This window comes from Stenotrophomonas sp. YJH_SMC_122 (assembly GCF_059369535.1).
This window is the reverse complement of the sequence record NZ_JCAFST010000003.1, coordinates 190,289-206,733: the sequence shown is the minus strand read 5'-3', so window position 1 is coordinate 206,733 and position 16,445 is coordinate 190,289. Positions and strand designations below refer to the sequence as shown.

Sequence of the window (16,445 nt, the reverse complement as noted above, 5' to 3'; positions counted from 1 at the left end):
GTGCGCGCTGCGCACCGGAGCCGGCGGCCTGCCGGCGTCTTTCCGTGTCTGGAGTCATCCTCATGAATACCCGTAATCCCCCCGGCCCGGGCGCCCTGCCCATGCCGTCGCGCCGCCTGTTCGTGCAGGGCCTGGCCGCCGGTGGCGTGGTCGCCGGCATTGCTGCCGTCGGCGTGCCGCAGCGTGCGCTTGCCGCGGCCACTGCCACCCCACGCCTGGCTGGCGCTCCGGCCGTGCTCAGCGATACCCGCATCGAACTGGCCATCGGCGAATCGCTGGCCAATTTCACCGGCCGCACCCGACCGGCGATCACCGTCAACGGCTCGCTGCCGGCGCCGATCCTGCGCTGGCGCGAAGGCCAGTCCGTGGACCTGTTCGTGCGCAACACACTGGCCCGCCACCCGACCTCGATCCATTGGCACGGCATCCTGCTGCCTGCGAACATGGACGGTGTCCCGGGGCTGAGCTTCAATGGCATCGGCCCCGGTGAGACCTACCACTACCACTTCGAACTGAAGCAGTCGGGAACCTACTGGTACCACAGCCACTCGATGTTCCAGGAGCAGGCCGGCCTGTACGGTGCGCTGATCATCGACCCGGCCGAGCCAGCGCCGTACCGGCACGACCGCGAGCACGTGATCATGCTGTCGGACTGGACCGACATGGATCCGGGCGCGCTGTTCCGGCGCATGAAGAAGCTCGCCGAGCATGACAACTACTACAAGCGCACCCTGCCCGACTTCCTGCGTGACGTGAAGCGCGACGGTTGGTCGGCCGCGTTGTCCGACCGTGGCATGTGGGGGCGGATGCGGATGACGCCCACCGACATCTCCGATATCAACGCGCATACCTACACCTACCTGATGAACGGCACCGCCCCGGCCGGCAACTGGACCGGGCTGTTCCGCAGCGGCGAGAAAGTGCTGCTGCGCTTCATCAACGGCGCCTCGATGACCTACTTCGACGTGCGCATTCCCGGCCTGAAGATGACCGTGGTCGCCGCCGACGGCCAGTACATCCATCCGGTCAGCATCGACGAGTTCCGCATCGCGCCGGCCGAAACCTACGACGTGCTGGTGGAACCGACCGGGCAGGACGCGTTCACCATCTTCTGCCAGGACATGGGCCGTACCGGCTTTGCCGCCGGCACGCTGGCGGTCCGCCATGGCCTGCAGGCACCGATTCCCGCGCGCGACCCACGCCCGTTGCTGACGATGAGCGACATGGGGCACGACATGGGTAGTGGTGACCATGGTGGCCACGACATGGCCGCGATGAAGGGCATGGAAGGCGGCTGCGGCGCCAGCATGGGCCACGGCCCGCACGGCGGCGGCGATACCGCCAGCAGGGCGCCGAAGCACCCGGCCAGCGAGCGCAACAACCCGCTGGTGGACATGCAGAGCTCGGCCACCGAACCGAAGCTGGACGATCCCGGCATCGGTCTGCGCGACAACGGTCGCCAGGTACTCACCTACGGCGCGATGCGCAGCCTGTTCGAGGATCCCGATGGCCGCGAGCCGAGCCGCGAGATCGAGCTGCACCTGACCGGGCACATGGAGAAGTTCTCCTGGTCGTTCGACGGCATTCCATTCGCCAGCGCCGAACCGCTGCGACTGAACTACGGCGAGCGCATGCGCATCGTATTGGTCAACGACACCATGATGCAGCACCCGATCCACCTGCACGGCGTGTGGAGCGATCTGGAGAACGCGCAGGGCGAATTCCAGCTGCGCAAGCACACCATCGACATGCCACCGGGCACCCGCCGCAGTTACCGCGTGCGTGCCGATGCGCTCGGTCGCTGGGCCTACCACTGCCATCTGCTGTACCACATGGAAGCGGGCATGATGCGCGAAGTGAGGATCGAAGAATGAGCCGCTCACTGCTTTCCCCCAGCCTGCTGGCCCTGGGCCTGGCTGCCGCACTGCCGGTGTTCGCACAATCGCATGCCGGGCATGACATGGGCGCGATGGCGCCGCCGGCGAAGACCGCAACGACACCGGCCGATCATTCGAAGATGGACCATTCGACGATGGATCACTCGACGATGGACCATTCAACAATGGACCACGCAGCGATGGGGCCCGGCGCGCCCGCACCAACCGAACCGCGCGAACCCATCCCGGTTCTCGCCGATGCCGACCGCGCTGCCGCATTCCCACCGATCGGGCACGGTGCGATGGCGCATGCACCGGAGATCAACAGCCTGCTGCTGATCGATCGCCTCGAACAATGGGACGGCAAGAACAGCACCGGCCAGGCCTGGGAGGCCACCGGCTGGATCGGTGGCAACATCAACCGCCTGTGGCTGCGCACCGATGGCGAACGCAGCCGCGGCCGTACGGAATCGTCGTCACTGGAAGCACTGTATGGTCGCAGCGTATCGCCGTGGTGGGACGTGCTGGTCGGCGTGCGCCAGGACTTCCGGCCGGCCGACTCGCGTACCTGGGCGGCCATCGGCATCCAGGGCCTTGCACCGTACAAATTCGAGAGCTCGGCGACGCTGTACATGGGCTCCGGTGGCCAGGTACTGGCCAAGGCCGAGGTCGAGTACGACGTGCTGCTGACCAACCGCCTGATCCTGCAGCCGCTGCTGGAAGCCACCGTCGCAGCCAAGGATGAACCGGAGTACGGCATTGGTCGCGGACTGAACAAGGTCGAAGCCGGGCTGCGCCTGCGTTATGAATTGAGCCGCCGTTTCGCGCCGTACATCGGCATCAGCCACGAGCGCACGTTTGGCGACACCGCCGACTATGCTGGCGACCACGCACGCGACACGCGCTGGGTGGCGGGCGTGCGCATGTGGTTCTGAGCAGCGGTTCGTGAGCAATGGCCGGCCCCGGCAGCCGCCGGGGCCGGCTACACTGCGCCACGCTCCATTGCAGGCACCCCCATGTCGTTGCAGATCCGCCGCGCCACCCTTGCCGATGTCGACGCCCTGTCGGCCATCGCGATTGCCACCTACAACGAAACCTGGGGCGATTCCTATCCGCCGCAGGAGCTGCATGATTTCCTGCAGGCGCACTACAGCAGCGAACCGCAGCGAACCGAACTGTCCGACCCGCGCAGCGCGGTCTGGTTGCTGATGGACGCTGACGCCGTGGTCGGCTACCTGGCCGCCGGCGCCAACACCCTCCCGCATGCCGACGCATGCGAGGGCGACATCGAACTGAAGCGGTTCTACATCCTGGCCGCACACCAGAACGGCGGCCATGGTGCACGCCTGATGGACGCGTTCATGGCCTGGCTGGACCAGCCGCGCCGCCGCACCCTGTGGGTGGGCGTATGGGAAGAAAACTCCGGCGCGCAACGCTTCTACGCGCGCTACGGTTGCAGCAAGGTCGGCGAGTACGACTTCATCGTCGGTGACACGCACGACCGCGAGTTCATCCTGCGGCGGCCGTGATCGCGTCTCTGTAGAGTCGCGCCATGCTCGACCAGGGCCTGCAACATCCCGTCGAGCATGGCTCGACGCTACAAACTAGAAATCGAACAGCTCCGACAGGAAGCTGTCCTTCTTCTTTTTCTTGTACCCATGGCCGTACTGCTGGCCACGGTTGTCCTCGTAGCGCTGGCCCAGGTGGCGGGTATCGCGATGCATCACCGGCGGCGGCGTCGCAGCGGCCGGCTGCGCCTGCACAGGTGCCGGCGGCGGCACCGCAGCGCCGGCACCGGCGCGTTCGATGATCTTGTCCAGCTCGCCACGGTCCAGCCACACGCCACGGCAGCCGGGGCAGTAATCGATCTCGATGCCATGGCGCTCGGCCATCTGCAGGGTCTGGGTCTTGCACACGGGGCACAGCATGGGCATGGCTCCTGAAGGTCTGGCAACGACTTTACCTGCCCACCGATGACTGTGCGGCAACACATGACCGATGGCACAGGGACTTCCGGCGCGTGCCAGCGTCCCCGGCCGCCTTCCACACTCCACGCTGGTTCCGCAGGGAGTGCGTGCATGACCGTCCTGTCCCGCCTGCCCAACGCCGCGCGCCTGCTGCTGGTGCTGCTCGGCGTCGGCGTTGGCCTGAATCTGCGCGATGTCGCTGCGGCCGCAGGCGCGCCGATTCCCGCGTTGCCTATGCCCTACGGCGGCAGCCTGCTGGACAACGCACTGGCCGTCCTGCTGGCGCTGCTCCTGGCCGCACTGCTGCGCCCGCGTGGGGTGGGCCTGATGGCCAGCCTGGGGCTGCACGGGAACGGCTGGCGCGGCCCATTGTGGGTGCTGCTGGCCAGCCTGCCCTGCTGGCTGGGCCTGGCGGTGCTGGGCACGCCCAACACCGCACTGACCGCACTCGATGCGACGATGCTCGCCGTGCTGTTCCCACTGGCCGAGGAAGTGCTGTTCCGCGGCCTCGGCTTCGTGCTGGTGGTGAAGCTCATGCGTGGCCCGTGGTCCCTGCTTGCGCTGCCGCAGGCGCTGCTGTTCGGTTGGGTGCACTGGCTGGGCTTCGGCGGCTTCGACGGCGGCGGCACTGCCCTGTTCGTCGGCGCGGTCATCGCACTGGGCGGCTTCATCTTCGCTTGGCTCGACCATCTGGACGGCGACACCCTGTGGTGCGGCCTGGTGCTGCACGTATCGATGAACATGGCGTGGAACGTGTTCAGCCTCGACGACGTCGTTGCGCTGGGCTGGCAGGCCACCAGCCTGCGTATCGGCACCGCGCTGCTGGCGGTGGCGGTGCTGGCCTGGCAGGTACGCCGCCAGCGCCAGCGCTCGCTGTAACGCCCACTTAGCCTGGCGTGCACGCCGGGATCACCCCCGGCTTGCGCATACTTGCGCGCCTTTTCATTGCTGCTTTCCGGAGCTGTAGCGTCATGTTGCTGTCCAAGCGCCACGTTGAACCCCGCGTCCTGCTGATCGAGGATGCCGAGGAAACCCGCGAGCTGAGCCGTCTTGCGCTGGAAAGCCAGGCCTGCCACGTGGTGGGTGTGAGCTCTGCCGAAGCAGCACTGGGCCTGCTGGCCGCCGGTGAGCGTTTCGACCTGCTGTTCACCGACGTCAACCTGGGCCCGATCAGCGGCATTGAAGCCGCCAACCGGGTTCGCAGCCTGTATCCCCAGCTGCCGATCCTGGTGACGTCGGGCATGGACCAGCACCAGGTGCTGCCGCAGCTGCGCGACGGCATTCATTTCCTGCCCAAGCCCTACAACATGAGCGAGCTGCTCGACGCCATCCGGCTGTGCTTCCGGCACGCCGATGTGGGCGTACTGATCGGGCCGGACGCGCAGGCGGCGTGAGGCAGTCATCCGCGCCAACACCCCAGTATCCGCGCCACGCGTGGATGCAACCGGCCATCAGCCGCTGGTATACGGCCCCTCTCCCGGCATCACGTCCAGCAGCGCACGGGTGATCACCCGCGGGTAGACGGTCAGGTGGTCCTCACCGTCGATCACTACGTTGTCCACCTTCAACTTGCGGCCACTGCGCTCAAGCTGTGCAGTGAAGTCGGCAGTCTGCCGCAGCATGTCGTTCCCGGTTGAGTAACGCGGCCCCGGCTTGTCCGTCTCGTAGCTTCCCACCGACAACAGCACCCGCGTCGGCTGCGCCGGAATCACAGCGGCATCCTGCATACGCGGCAGCAGCAGCTGGTCGAACCACAGCGACGGGCTGGACAGGATGTAGGTGCTGAACATGTCCGGCTGGGTCGTCAACACGTAGGCCCCGAACAAGGCGCCATAGGAATGGCCGGCGAACATGCGGCGGGCGGGATCGGTGCGGTAGCGTGCATCGACCATCGGCAGCACCTGCGCTGCCAGGAAATCGCGGTAGTGCGCGGCACCGCCGTAGGTGACGTCATCGCTGTAGTAGCCATCGACCGTACGCGCTGGATTGCTGGGCGTGTAATCGCGCGAGCGGCTCTGCTTGGAGGTCAGGCCCTCCTGCGGCGGCAGCCCGACCAGGATGAAATCCTCGATGTTGACGCCCTTCTGGCCCACCATGTTGCGCACGCTGCGCACCAGCGGGAAGCTGTACAGCGCGTCGGTCACATACAGCACCGGGTAGTGCTTTTCCGGATGCGCCGCATAGTCAGCCGGCAGTGCTACCCAGATCGGGTAATCGCGGCCCACCGGATCGTGCACGCGCAGCGCTTCGGTGTCCGGCAGCACCACGCCCGTCGCGGCCTTGGTCGCGTCGCCCTTCGCTTCAGGCTGCGTTGCCGGTGGCGCCACCGACATCGCACAGCCACTCACGGCCAGGCAGGCCGCCATACTCCATCCACGCACACGCTGCATCCACACGCTCCCATTGCGGGCGGCGCACCGGATGGCGCCGCTGCCGCATCCTTGCATGCTGTGCACGCCGCTGCCAGTGCGGTCAGGGCGAGGCCGGCGGCGGCGGCGGGAACAGCGTGCGCAGCGCCTGCAAGGCGGCCGGGTGATAGATCGTGGCGTGGGTTTCCTCCGGCAGCGGCAGGTACTTCACCAGTGGCGATGGCGACGCCTGCTGCAGCAGCGTGGCCAACTGTGCGGCGGACGCAGCCAGCTCCGGCTGCCCACTGCTGGCCAGGAACACGCGCGGCTGCGCGCGCATCACGGCCGGCAACTGCTTGGCCGCGGCCGCCAGCATCGTGCCCCGGTTCCACCACAGGCTGGGGTCCAGCGCGATGTAGCTGTTGAACAGCATCGGCTCCTGCAGCAGTGTTTCCACCACGAACAGGCCGGCCAGCGACTCGCCGATCAGTGCGCGCTCGTCGGTGGTCGGGTAGCGCTGGCGGACCTGCGGCATCAGTTCATCGCGCAGGAACGCGCGGTAGGCCACCGAGCCACCGATGCGCGGTGCGATCTTCTGGTCCTGCGGGTCGCTGCTGGGGCCGGTCATGTCGCGGCGGCGCTCGGTGTTCTCGATGCCGACCAGCAGGAACGGACGCATGCTGCCGTTGCCGCTGAGCACCTGCACCAGCCCGGCCACATGCAGGAAATCCTCATCGATGCCGCCGTCGGGCATGTAGAGCACCGGCAGCGGCGCTTTCGGGTCCAGGCCCCACGGCTGCGGACGGTAGACATTGATGCGGCGGGTCTCGCCCAGCGCCTTCGATTCGATGGTGAAGGTTTCGCCGATCACCAGCGGGTTTGCCGGCGATGCCTGTGCGGATGGTGCCGGTTCGGCGGCCATCAGCGGCGCGACGGAGATGGCGGACAACAACAGCGACAGCATGATCAAGCGCATGGGGTGACCCGTCCTGGGATAGAGACCGAGCATAGCCCCCAGCGGCAGGCATTGGCGGCTTCTGCACGCTCAGCATCCCTGCCAGATGCGTGGATCCATGCCATGCGGGGATGACCTCCCCGCGCGCAACCGGGTACGGCTCGGTTTCCCATGCAAATCGCAGCCGAGCATGGCTTGACTCTACAACAGCTCAACCGTCGTGGATGGGACGGATCACTGTAGAGCCGAGCCCACGCTCGGCTCAGCCCACCGCGCAAATCGCAGCCGAGCATGGCTCGGCTCTACAACACCTTGGACGTCGCAGATGCACCGATTTTTGAGTGCGTGACCCGCTGTTCCGTACCACCACGGCTGGCAAACGTGGCGCCCACTTTCCACGTACCCCATCACGGCAAACGTGCCGTCAGCGGCAGTTGCCGACATTTTCCAACGTGATTAGCCAAGCGCCTGAGCACATGCGTCGCGCCCTGTCGCTTGCTGCGTCGGCGCGGCCTGCGCCACCATCGTCGCGCGCCTGGATTCCGCACCGTTCTTCGGAAAATCCTCATTGAGGTCCAGGCGCAGGCGTAAACACCATGCCGCGCCACCGACAACGGGTGGCAGCGGGCCTGCAAGCCCGTGATGACTGTAAGCATGTTGTTTGCGCTCACCCATCGGCACTGTCTCTGGACCATGCCGGCGGGTGATCCGTCGGTCTTCATGGCGGGCGCTGCGTGGGGGTCTTCGGACCCGCCGGTTAACTGCTTACTGTCATTCCGGCTTGCAGCCACGCATCGCCCGCCACCCGTTCTGCGCGGTGGCACGCCCACTCCAGAGTCGAGGAAGCCGAGATGACCGATCGTCCGCCCTATGCTTCGTACACCGCCAGTACTCACTATGACGACGACAACCCTTCGCCCGAACTGAGCACGTTTCTAGGCTGCCTCAAGCGCATCCGCGCGGGCGAAGGCGCCGATGGCCTGCCCTGGCCTGAAACCAGCGTTTCCATCGGGCGCGGGGTTGCCCTGTCGCGGGTGGAACGGGCCGCCATCGGCATGCTGACCGTGGTGGAAATGCTGCACGCCGCCGACCGCTGCCGGGCAATGGCCACGCCGGACCGGCATCTGGATGCCGGCGTGATTGAAGGGCTGTTCTTCGCCTGCCGCAGCCTGGCCGAGCTGGTGTGCCGGGATGTGCGGCCGGAGTAGCATCACCCTGTGCCGCGAACCGGGCCATACTGGGGCCGGACCGGCCGGCACCGGGTCCCATCGAAACCTACAAGGAGGTTTGCGTGTTGAATGTCGTGATCGTTGCCGCGCTGGCTGCTGGCCCGGCTGCGTCCGTTCCGTATGCCGATTGCCTGCTGGGCAATATCCAGCCCGGGCTGTCCGATCATGCTGTGCAACTGGTACAGCAGGCGTGTGCCGCAAAGCATCCAGACAGTTTTCTTGCCTCGCTGGAACTGGAACGCACCTCCAGCGCCCAGCGGCAGGCGCGGTTCGATGCGGATCGTGCGACAGCGGTGCGGGCTGCGAATGCCGCCGCCAATGCTGCAGCCGTTGGCGCGCAGGCAGCCACCGAACGCGAGGCGGCGCGGGCGCGCGGCGCCAAGGCGAAATAGGCATTTTGCGGGCAACAACACAAAAGGCACCGCTGAGCGGTGCCTTTCTGAATGACTTGGGTCATTGATTGCATTGGTGGGCCGTGAAGGATTCGAACCTTCGACCAAAAAGATCAAAAGAAGGCTTGCGACTCCTTTGAAAACAACCGGGTGCGCCGCTCTATTTTTCCGCCCGCCGAGCGTGGAACCATTGCCGATCCTAAGCTCACTCGACAATTTTTCCGCCGTCTCAAGGGATATACACGGGGTCCACGACCAAGGTTCCACCGTTTGACGCCGGTTACCGAGCCACTGGTGAACTGGTGTGCCGCGACGTGCGACCATCGTGAGCGTGCGGGCGGGAACGGCAATGAAAAAGGCGCCCAGCGGGCGCCTCCTCACAATCCAGCGGCAAATCAGGAGCGCTGCACGTTGGAATCCAGCCACGCCTGCACGCCCTGTAGCTCGGCCCCGATCTTCGCATTGAAGGTTCGCTCCACATCCCACGCAACGCCCCTCCCTTGGGCAAAGGCGGCGCGATACTTCTTTATCATGTTGCCCGGGTCGTTAGCCAGTTCCTGCATGAGCTGGGGTACGCCCCAGATCACCAGCTCGAAAGGTTCCCCGAACGCCTTCTGCAGAATATCCGGAAGATCACCGTAGCGGATGGTATCGCCTGCCAGATACACGATCTCGTTGCGGATCGCAGGTGCGTGGAACACGATGCGCGCTGTCATTGCGCCGATGTCATCCGGCGTGGTCAGGGTGACAGCATTGCTCGCCGAGCCCAACGCGTTCACTTTATGCCCAACCAGGTCGACCACCCCGAAGTCCGGCTCGAAGAGGTAACTGGTGAACATTCCAGTAGAGATGATCACCCAGTCCATCGCAGTCTGCGAACGCAGATACTCGCGCACGTCCAGCTGGGCATCGAACAGGTCCTGGGGACCACCGCGCCCGATGGCATCGAAATCGACACCGAACTGCCAAGGAAAGTAGCGGGGAATACCCGACTTCACCGCCGCACGCGCAACCTTCATTGGCGTATCGCGGCCTGCGGCATAGCCGGTGCATCCAATCACTGTGTCAAACTGCGCAAAGGTAGCCGCCAACGCCTCTACCGATTCAGTCACCAGATCACCAGCAACGATATTCACCCCCAAGGCGCGGATTTCATCGACCACCCGCTGCTTCTCCGGCAGTTCTGAGTCAATCGACGTCGCCCGTAGCATCACACTGATCCGTGTGCCTGGATGACTTACGGCCAAACGTGCAAGGTTCCGGATGACAGGCATTCCAAGCTCGCCTGCGCCGAGCACCAGGATCGACCGAGAGGGGGTAGTGCTGATATGAGATGACATGGAAATCGCCCTGTGTGTGTACGATGGCGGCGATTCTGCTCGCCTACTGGCCCACACGTAAGAAGGCACATCGATGATACCGACCGCACCGTTCATGAGTCCGGAAGAACTGCTAAGGCACTCTCAAGCGATATGCGACGGGATGAGCGAGGACGAAGATGGACTGCGCCGGGAGGTTTTGGCGCACGCTGGTAGCCGCTGGTCCCTGGGCATCATCCATGCGCTTGGCGTGTATGGAACGCTGCGTCATGCCGAGGTCGCACGACGGATGAAGGGGATCACCCAGCGCATGCTTACGCGCACCCTCCGGCAATTGGAGCGTGACGGGTTGATCAGCCGGGAGGATTTCCACGAAGTACCGCCGCACGTGGAGTACAGCATCACAGCGCTGGGCAAGGACCTTCTTGTACTGATGATTCCCATGTGGACATGGGTAGTGGCTCATGCGGAGGAATTCCGCCAATGTCGGCAGAATTTTGATTCTTCAGACGGGAAATGAAGATGCACTGTCCGTTCCACGGGATCGCCGAAGGTGACGATGAACTGCCGGTGGTTCAACCGCCCGGAAGGAGGAACGCACTTGAGCGTGGATCCACTTAATTTTTCCGGAGACACAAAAAAGGCGCCGCACGGGCGCCTAAGTCGTTGATGCAATTGGTGGGCCGTGAAGGATTCGAACCTTCGACCAAAAGATTAAAAGTCTTCTGCTCTACCGACTGAGCTAACGGCCCAATGCATCGCCCCGGCCTTTCGGCGGGGTGGGCATTCTACCCTATTTTGGCCGGTCGCGTGGAACCCCGGTGTGTCGGGGTTGCCGGCCAGCGGCCGGCACTACCAGCGGGATTAAACCTTTGGCGCCACTGGCGCATCCCATCTGTGGTCCTTTCTGGAGCCATGGATGCGTCTGATCGTCAGCCTGCTTGCCGCCCTGCTGCCCTGCAAAGCATTGGCTTCGCCGCCCCAGGTCGTCACCGACGACATCGCCCGCTTCTGGGCCACCTATGACGCGGTGCGCGCCGAACCCGATGCCGAGCGCCGGGTGGCGCTGGTCCAGCAGCGCTACATCGATCCGGGCAGCCCCGGCCTGCATGCACTGATGCAGGCCCGCCATTACACCGCCCGCGAGTACGCCGAGGCCATGCAGTCATGGCCACGCTTCTGGACGTCGGTACGGCCGTTGACTGCGAACGCGCAGCAGGCCAGCGCCACGCTGGAGCGGGATCTGACCGCCTTCCGCGCGCTCTACCCGGCACTGCGCCCGGCCACCATCACCTATGCGATCGGTGTCCTGCGCACCGGCGGCACCACGCTGGGCAACAAGGTATTGATCGGTGCGGAGATGGCGCTGGGTGATGAGCGAGTGGATGTAAGCGAGCTTCCGGAGCCGATGCGCAGCCGGCTGCGGATCTTCTACGACAGCCGCCCGGGCGCGAACAACGCGCAGAACAACCTGCACGAGTACGTGCATACCCAGCAGCGCGAGACCACCGGCAGCCTGGCCCAGCATGCATTGCGCGAGGGCGTCGCCGAGTATGTGGCCGAGCGGCTGAGCGGGCGTCGGCCGGCGCTTCCGCTGTACAGCTACGGGCCCGCGCATGAGGCGGACATCCGCACGCGTTTCATTGCCGAGATGGACGGGGGTAACCTCGACAACTGGCTCTACAACAGCGCCCGCAATCCGTTCGGGGTGAGTGATCTGGGGTACTACGCCGGGTATCGCATAGCGCAGGAGTACATGCGGCAGCAGGCCGATGAGAAGGCGGGGATCGCGCGGATGATCGAGCTGGATTACGCCGATCCGGAGGCGGTGCGGGCCTTCATCGAGGCATCGGGGTGGTTGCCTGATGAGGCTGCCGGCCAGCGGCCGGCACTACCAGACTCCAGCCGCCGGTAGCGGCGGAACAGGGAGTGCGAACCAACGATTCGCACCCACCACGGGGGGACATCGCCCCCATTACCTCAAGCGTACAGCGTAGGGTCGGGCACGCCGGCTTCGGCGAAGCCCTGCGCGCGCAGCCGGCAGGCGTCGCAGTGGCCGCAGGCGGCGCCGTTGGCGTCGGCGTTGTAACAGGACACGGTCAAGCCAAAGTCCACGCCCAGGCGCACGCCTTCGCTGACGATCTGGCCCTTGCTGAGGAACTGCAGCGGCGCATGCACCTTGATGCCCGCCCCCTCCACGCCGGACTTGGTGGCCAGGTTGGCCAGCGCCTGGAACGCGGCCACGAACTCGGGGCGGCAGTCGGGGTAGCCGGAGTAGTCGACGGCGTTGACGCCGCAGAAGATGTCGTTGGCGCCGAGCACTTCGGCCCAGCCCAGGGCCAGCGACAGCATGATGGTATTGCGCGCCGGCACGTAGGTGACCGGAATGCCGGCACCACCGGCCTCCGGTACGTCGATGTCATCGGTCAGCGCCGAGCCACCGATGCTGCGCAGGTCCACGTCCACGGTCTTGTGCGCGACCACGCCCTGGGCCTTGGCCACGCGGGCGGCGGCATCCAGTTCGGAGGTGTGGCGCTGGCCGTAGCGCACGCTCAGGGCGTGCACGGCGAAGCCCTGTTCCTGGGCCATGGCGATGACGGCGGCTGAATCCATGCCGCCGGAGAGAAGCACGACTGCCTTCTTCATGGAGAATCTTCCGGTTGGGAGGGGAAAGCCAGCACGCTGTCCCGCGCCGGAGCTACATCAGGGAACGCTGCACCGGCTCATCGGCCGGGCTCGTCGTTCCACAGGATTTTATGCAACTGCATCTGGAAGCGCACCGGCAGCCGGTCTTCGACGATCCAGTCGGCCAACTGCCGCGCGGTGATCTCGCCCTTGCTCGGCGAGAAGAACACGGTGCAACGCTTCACCAGGCCGTGCTCGGCGACCATGGCCTTGGCCCAGTCGTAGTCCTCGCGGCTGCAGATGACGAACTTGATCTGGTCGCGCGCGGTCAGCAGCGGCAGGTTTTCCCAGCGGTTGCGCGCCACTTCGGCCGAACCCGGCGTCTTGATGTCGACCACGCGCGACACGCGCGGGTCCACTGCGCTGACATCCAGCGCGCCGGAGGTTTCCAGCGAGACATCCATGCCCGCATCGCACAGCTTCTGCAGCAGCACCAGGCAGCGCTTCTGCGCCAGTGGCTCGCCGCCGGTCACGCAGACGTGGCGCACGCCCTGGGCCAGCACCTCGGCCACGATATCGTCGATATCCCACCAGGTGCCGCCATGGAAGGCATAGGCGGTGTCGCAGTACTGGCAGCGCAGCGGGCAGCCGGTCAGGCGCACGAACACGGTCGGCCAGCCAGCGGTCTCGGCTTCGCCCTGCAGCGAGGTGAAGATCTCGGTGATCTTCAGGCGCGGCAGCGGCGACTGCACGATGTCGCTGGGGGTGGCGACGGCGTTGGACGGGGTAACGGCGGTCATGGCGGAAAGTTCTTCATGGGACGGGCAGCCGATTCACGGCGCCGGAAACGAAAGCAGCCGAGCATGGGCTCGGCTCTACAGGAGGCTGCCGGGCATCAGCCCAGCGCCACGGTGCGTATTGTACGCCCGGTCAGCGGATCTGCTTGCCCAGGCGGATGGACTGCAGACGGTCCTGCGCGGTGCGCGCGGCGTCCGAGCCGGGGTACTGCGCCACGACGGTCTCCAGCGTCTGCTGGGCCTGGTCGACCTTTCCCTCGCCGTACTGCGAGAGGCCGATCTTGAGCAGGCCGCCCGCGGCCTTGTCGTGGGTCGGATAGCGCGAGAGCAGTTCTCGGAACTGGGTCTCGGCCATCGGGAAATTGCGGGTGGCGTAGTAGCTCTCGCCCAGCCAGTACAGCGCATTCGGCGCGTAGACGCCGTTCGGGTACAACTCCAGGAAGCTCAGGAACAGCTGCGCCGAATCGTCGTACCTGCCGGCCTTCAACGCATCGAAGGCAACGTTGTAGGAGGTGCGCTCGTCGCCGGTGGCGGCAAGGCTGCCAGCATCACCATGGACGGAAGGCGGCCGCTCGGAAGTGGCCGCCGCTGCGGGTTTTGCCGGGGCCGGTGCGGCCTTCGGCGCGCTCGCCGGAACAGGCGGCAGGGCCGGGGCGGCATTGCCCCCTTCCAGCCGGTTCAGGCGGCTGTCCAGATCCAGGTACTGGTCCTGGGCGGACTGCTTGAGCTGGGCGTTGTCATGCTGCAACTGCTCGATCGAGGCCTGCAGGCTGGTGACCTGCTGCCGCAGCTGATTGATCTGGTTCAACAGGTCCTGGTTGGCACTGTTGTTGTACATCTGCTGCTCGAGCGCGCCGACACGGTCAGCCAGGCTCTGTCGCTGTGCGTGCGCCGGTGCGGCAGCCACGAGGGCTGCCGCAACGACCAGCATCAGTTTGATGCCAATGCGCATGGATTACTGCGCGGTGTAGACGATTTCGACGCGACGGTTCTGCGACCAGCAGGACTCGTTCGACTCGGTGCAGACCGGACGCTCTTCACCGTAGGACACGACGGTCAGCTGCGAAGCCGAACCACCGTTGGCCTGCAGGGCCGAGCTGACGCCGTTGCCACGACGCTCACCCAGGGCCTGGTTGTACGCGCGCGAACCGCGCTCGTCGGTGTGGCCCTGCAGGGTGATGCGCGAGGACGGACGGTCACGCAGGTACTTGGCGTGGCACGCCATGATGGCCTGGAATTCCGGCTTCACGTCTTCCTTGTCCAGGTCGAAGTAGACCACGCGCTGGCGCAGGCAAGCGTCGGTGTCCAGGTCGCCCGGGCCGTACAGGCCGGAGGTCGACGGACCGGTCGGGGTGGTGGTCGAGGTGCCGGTGTCGACCGGGGCTGCCGGCTCTTCCTTCACCTTCTTCGAGCAACCGGCCAGGACGGCCACAGACAGCAGGGAAACAAGCAGAACGCGGGTGGACTTGTTCATGGCGATACCTTTGTGGCTCCTAAGCCGATGAGGGGTTCAAGACAACGAAAATATTAACACTCTTTTAGCGCTGGGTACGGTATGGGGACCATGCCGGTTCGCGCACATCACCGTCAGCCAGGACCAGGCGCTGGCGAACCCGCGCATCGGCCGAAACGGCATACAACACACCACGGCCACCTTCGCGGGCGGCGTACAGCACCATGCTTGCGTTGGGCGCAAAGCTCGGCGATTCATCCAGCGAACCCGGGGACAGCGTGCTCCAGCGCGGCGAGCCCAGCGAGCTGTCCATCATCGCGATCTTGTAGCTGTTGCCCGAGCCCTGGGCGACGGCGATCTTCTTGCCATCGTAGGACACCGACGGCTTGGCATTGTAGTTGCCCTGGAAGGTCACGCGCTCGGCGCTGCCGCCGCCGGCACCGACCTTGTAGACCTGCGGACGGCCGCCGCGATCGGAGGTGAAGTACACCGCGCTGCCGTCCGGTGCCCAGGTCGGCTCGGTATCGATGGCGAAGTGGTTGGTCAGCTGGGTCAGCTGCTTGCTGCCCAGGTCCATCACGTAGATTTCCGGGTTACCGGAGCGCGACAGGGTCAGGGCCAGCTTGCGGCCGTCCGGCGAGAACGCCGGGGCGCTGTTGATGCCGCGGAAGCTGGTGACCAGCTCGCGCGCACCGGTACCGATGTTCTGGATGTAGATGGCCGAATTGCCACGCTCGAAGCTGACGTAGGCCAGCTTGCTGCCATCCGGACTCCACGACGGCGACAGCAGCGGCTCGGCCGAGCGCACGATGGTCTGCGGGTTGAAACCATCGGAATCGGCCACCATCAGCGCGTAGCGCATGGCGTCGCCCTTGCCACTGGCGGTCACGTAGGCGATGCGGGTCCAGAAGGCGCCGCGCACACCGGTGATCTTTTCGTAGATGGCGTCGGCCATCTGGTGGGCAACGTCGCGCATGGCATTGCCACGGGCGGTCATCGCCAGGCCCAGCAGGCGCTCGCCCTTGGGCACGTCGAACAGTTCGTACTCGACGCGGTAGGCACCGGCACCGGCATCAAGCACGCGGCCGACCACGATGTAGTTCTGCTTCAGCGCGCGCCAGGTCGCGAACTGGATATCCCCTCCCCGCACGGGCTTCTCGACGATCTGCGCTTCCGGCAGCGTGCGGAACTGGCCCGAACGCTCCAGATCGGCACGGACCACGCCGGCGACGTCGGTCTGCGGAGCGGCCGACGAACCCTGGTAGGGCATCGGCACGATGGTGATCGGCAGCGCGGAGGCATTGCCGCCGATGATGTCGATATCCAGCCCCTTCTGCTGCGCGACGGCAGCAAAGGGCAGCAACAGGGCCGCAAACACGGCAAGCCAGCGAGGCATCTTTTTCATGGAGCGCTCAATAAGGGGAAACCGGAACGAGGGATAACAAAGCGGGAGTGAACCGCTTCGCAATCATGAACCAAGGGT

General features: G+C 65.6%; 19 protein-coding genes and 1 tRNA gene. 9 read left to right on the top strand and 11 right to left on the bottom strand.

The features are described from left to right. Window positions 1–62: 62 nt before the first annotated feature. The 3 genes from AC5P66_RS06315 (at window position 63) to AC5P66_RS06305 (ending at window position 3,406) form a co-directional block, all read left to right on the top strand. Complete coding sequence (locus AC5P66_RS06315) at window positions 63–1,874, top strand: copper resistance system multicopper oxidase (RefSeq protein ID WP_049413348.1); 1,812 nt, start codon at window positions 63–65, stop codon at window positions 1,872–1,874. Further along, the gene (locus tag AC5P66_RS06310; RefSeq protein WP_099494999.1) at window positions 1,871–2,812 is read left to right on the top strand and encodes a copper resistance protein B; all 942 of its coding nucleotides are present in this window, start codon (window positions 1,871–1,873) and stop codon (window positions 2,810–2,812) included. Before AC5P66_RS06315 ends, AC5P66_RS06310 begins: the two co-directional genes overlap by 4 nt. An 81-nt stretch (window positions 2,813–2,893) precedes the next feature. After that, on the top strand, window positions 2,894–3,406 hold the full coding sequence (locus AC5P66_RS06305; RefSeq protein WP_099494998.1) for a GNAT family N-acetyltransferase: 513 nt from the start codon (window positions 2,894–2,896) through the stop codon (window positions 3,404–3,406). A gap of 75 nt (window positions 3,407–3,481) precedes the next feature. Here the strand turns inward: AC5P66_RS06305 and AC5P66_RS06300 are convergent, their stop codons facing one another. Beyond that, window positions 3,482–3,805 carry a TFIIB-type zinc ribbon-containing protein gene (locus tag AC5P66_RS06300; protein ID WP_049413343.1) on the bottom strand — a complete coding sequence of 108 codons (324 nt, stop codon included), beginning with the start codon at window positions 3,803–3,805 and terminating at the stop codon, window positions 3,482–3,484. 150 nt (window positions 3,806–3,955) lie between these two features. Here AC5P66_RS06300 and AC5P66_RS06295 point away from each other — a divergent pair, with 150 nt between their 5' ends. Together AC5P66_RS06295 and AC5P66_RS06290 are read left to right on the top strand one after the other, a co-directional pair. Then, the gene (locus tag AC5P66_RS06295; RefSeq protein WP_049441281.1) at window positions 3,956–4,723 is read left to right on the top strand and encodes a CPBP family glutamic-type intramembrane protease; all 768 of its coding nucleotides are present in this window, start codon (window positions 3,956–3,958) and stop codon (window positions 4,721–4,723) included. Window positions 4,724–4,815: 92 nt separating this feature from the next. Beyond that, window positions 4,816–5,238, top strand: a complete 423-nt coding sequence (locus AC5P66_RS06290; RefSeq protein WP_049413341.1) for a response regulator — start codon at window positions 4,816–4,818, stop codon at window positions 5,236–5,238. A 57-nt stretch (window positions 5,239–5,295) separates the two neighbouring features. On the opposite strand, the gene AC5P66_RS06285 is transcribed toward AC5P66_RS06290, so the two are convergent. The 3 genes from AC5P66_RS06285 to AC5P66_RS06275 form a co-directional block, all read right to left on the bottom strand. Then, entirely contained in the window at window positions 5,296–6,234 is a 939-nt protein-coding gene (locus AC5P66_RS06285) for an alpha/beta hydrolase (protein WP_099494997.1), read from the bottom strand. A gap of 82 nt (window positions 6,235–6,316) precedes the next feature. Beyond that, window positions 6,317–7,168: an alpha/beta hydrolase gene (locus tag AC5P66_RS06280; protein ID WP_099494996.1), complete on the bottom strand. Its 852-nt coding sequence runs from the start codon at window positions 7,166–7,168 to the stop codon at window positions 6,317–6,319. Window positions 7,169–7,603: 435 nt separating this feature from the next. Then, window positions 7,604–7,822 (bottom strand): hypothetical protein, encoded by a 219-nt coding sequence (locus tag AC5P66_RS06275; protein ID WP_143566379.1) that lies wholly within the window; start codon window positions 7,820–7,822, stop codon window positions 7,604–7,606. Between the two features lie 176 nt (window positions 7,823–7,998). On the opposite strand from AC5P66_RS06275, the gene AC5P66_RS06270 reads away from it, so the two are divergent. Continuing rightward, window positions 7,999–8,355 carry a hypothetical protein gene (locus AC5P66_RS06270; RefSeq protein ID WP_099487634.1) on the top strand — a complete coding sequence of 119 codons (357 nt, stop codon included), beginning with the start codon at window positions 7,999–8,001 and terminating at the stop codon, window positions 8,353–8,355. An 83-nt stretch (window positions 8,356–8,438) separates the two neighbouring features. Beyond that, complete coding sequence (locus AC5P66_RS06265; protein WP_099487632.1) at window positions 8,439–8,768, top strand: hypothetical protein; 330 nt, start codon at window positions 8,439–8,441, stop codon at window positions 8,766–8,768. A gap of 395 nt (window positions 8,769–9,163) precedes the next feature. Here the strand turns inward: AC5P66_RS06265 and AC5P66_RS06260 are convergent, their stop codons facing one another. After that, entirely contained in the window at window positions 9,164–10,108 is a 945-nt protein-coding gene (locus AC5P66_RS06260; protein ID WP_049456377.1) for an aromatic alcohol reductase, read from the bottom strand. Between the two features lie 142 nt (window positions 10,109–10,250). Here AC5P66_RS06260 and AC5P66_RS06255 point away from each other — a divergent pair, with 142 nt between their 5' ends. Further along, on the top strand, window positions 10,251–10,607 hold the full coding sequence (locus tag AC5P66_RS06255) for a winged helix-turn-helix transcriptional regulator (RefSeq protein WP_231109319.1): 357 nt from the start codon (window positions 10,251–10,253) through the stop codon (window positions 10,605–10,607). Between the two features lie 156 nt (window positions 10,608–10,763). On the opposite strand, the gene AC5P66_RS06250 is transcribed toward AC5P66_RS06255, so the two are convergent. Next, window positions 10,764–10,839: transfer RNA gene (locus AC5P66_RS06250), tRNA-Lys, on the bottom strand. Between the two features lie 167 nt (window positions 10,840–11,006). Here AC5P66_RS06250 and AC5P66_RS06245 point away from each other — a divergent pair. Beyond that, on the top strand, window positions 11,007–12,002 hold the full coding sequence (locus tag AC5P66_RS06245; RefSeq protein WP_099494994.1) for a DUF2268 domain-containing putative Zn-dependent protease: 996 nt from the start codon (window positions 11,007–11,009) through the stop codon (window positions 12,000–12,002). A gap of 65 nt (window positions 12,003–12,067) precedes the next feature. Here AC5P66_RS06245 and queC read toward each other — a convergent pair whose 3' ends face one another. From queC to tolB, 5 genes are all read right to left on the bottom strand, one after another. Further along, window positions 12,068–12,733 (bottom strand): 7-cyano-7-deazaguanine synthase QueC, encoded by a 666-nt coding sequence (gene queC / locus AC5P66_RS06240; RefSeq protein WP_005410745.1) that lies wholly within the window; start codon window positions 12,731–12,733, stop codon window positions 12,068–12,070. Window positions 12,734–12,810: 77 nt separating this feature from the next. After that, window positions 12,811–13,512: a 7-carboxy-7-deazaguanine synthase QueE gene (gene queE, locus AC5P66_RS06235; RefSeq protein ID WP_049413329.1), complete on the bottom strand. Its 702-nt coding sequence runs from the start codon at window positions 13,510–13,512 to the stop codon at window positions 12,811–12,813. Between the two features lie 130 nt (window positions 13,513–13,642). Further along, entirely contained in the window at window positions 13,643–14,461 is an 819-nt protein-coding gene (gene ybgF / locus AC5P66_RS06230; RefSeq protein ID WP_019660125.1) for a tol-pal system protein YbgF, read from the bottom strand. A gap of 3 nt (window positions 14,462–14,464) precedes the next feature. Further along, complete coding sequence (gene pal / locus AC5P66_RS06225; protein ID WP_005418510.1) at window positions 14,465–14,983, bottom strand: peptidoglycan-associated lipoprotein Pal; 519 nt, start codon at window positions 14,981–14,983, stop codon at window positions 14,465–14,467. A 64-nt stretch (window positions 14,984–15,047) separates the two neighbouring features. Next, on the bottom strand, window positions 15,048–16,367 hold the full coding sequence (gene tolB, locus AC5P66_RS06220) for a Tol-Pal system beta propeller repeat protein TolB (protein WP_005418511.1): 1,320 nt from the start codon (window positions 16,365–16,367) through the stop codon (window positions 15,048–15,050). Window positions 16,368–16,445 lie beyond the last annotated feature (78 nt).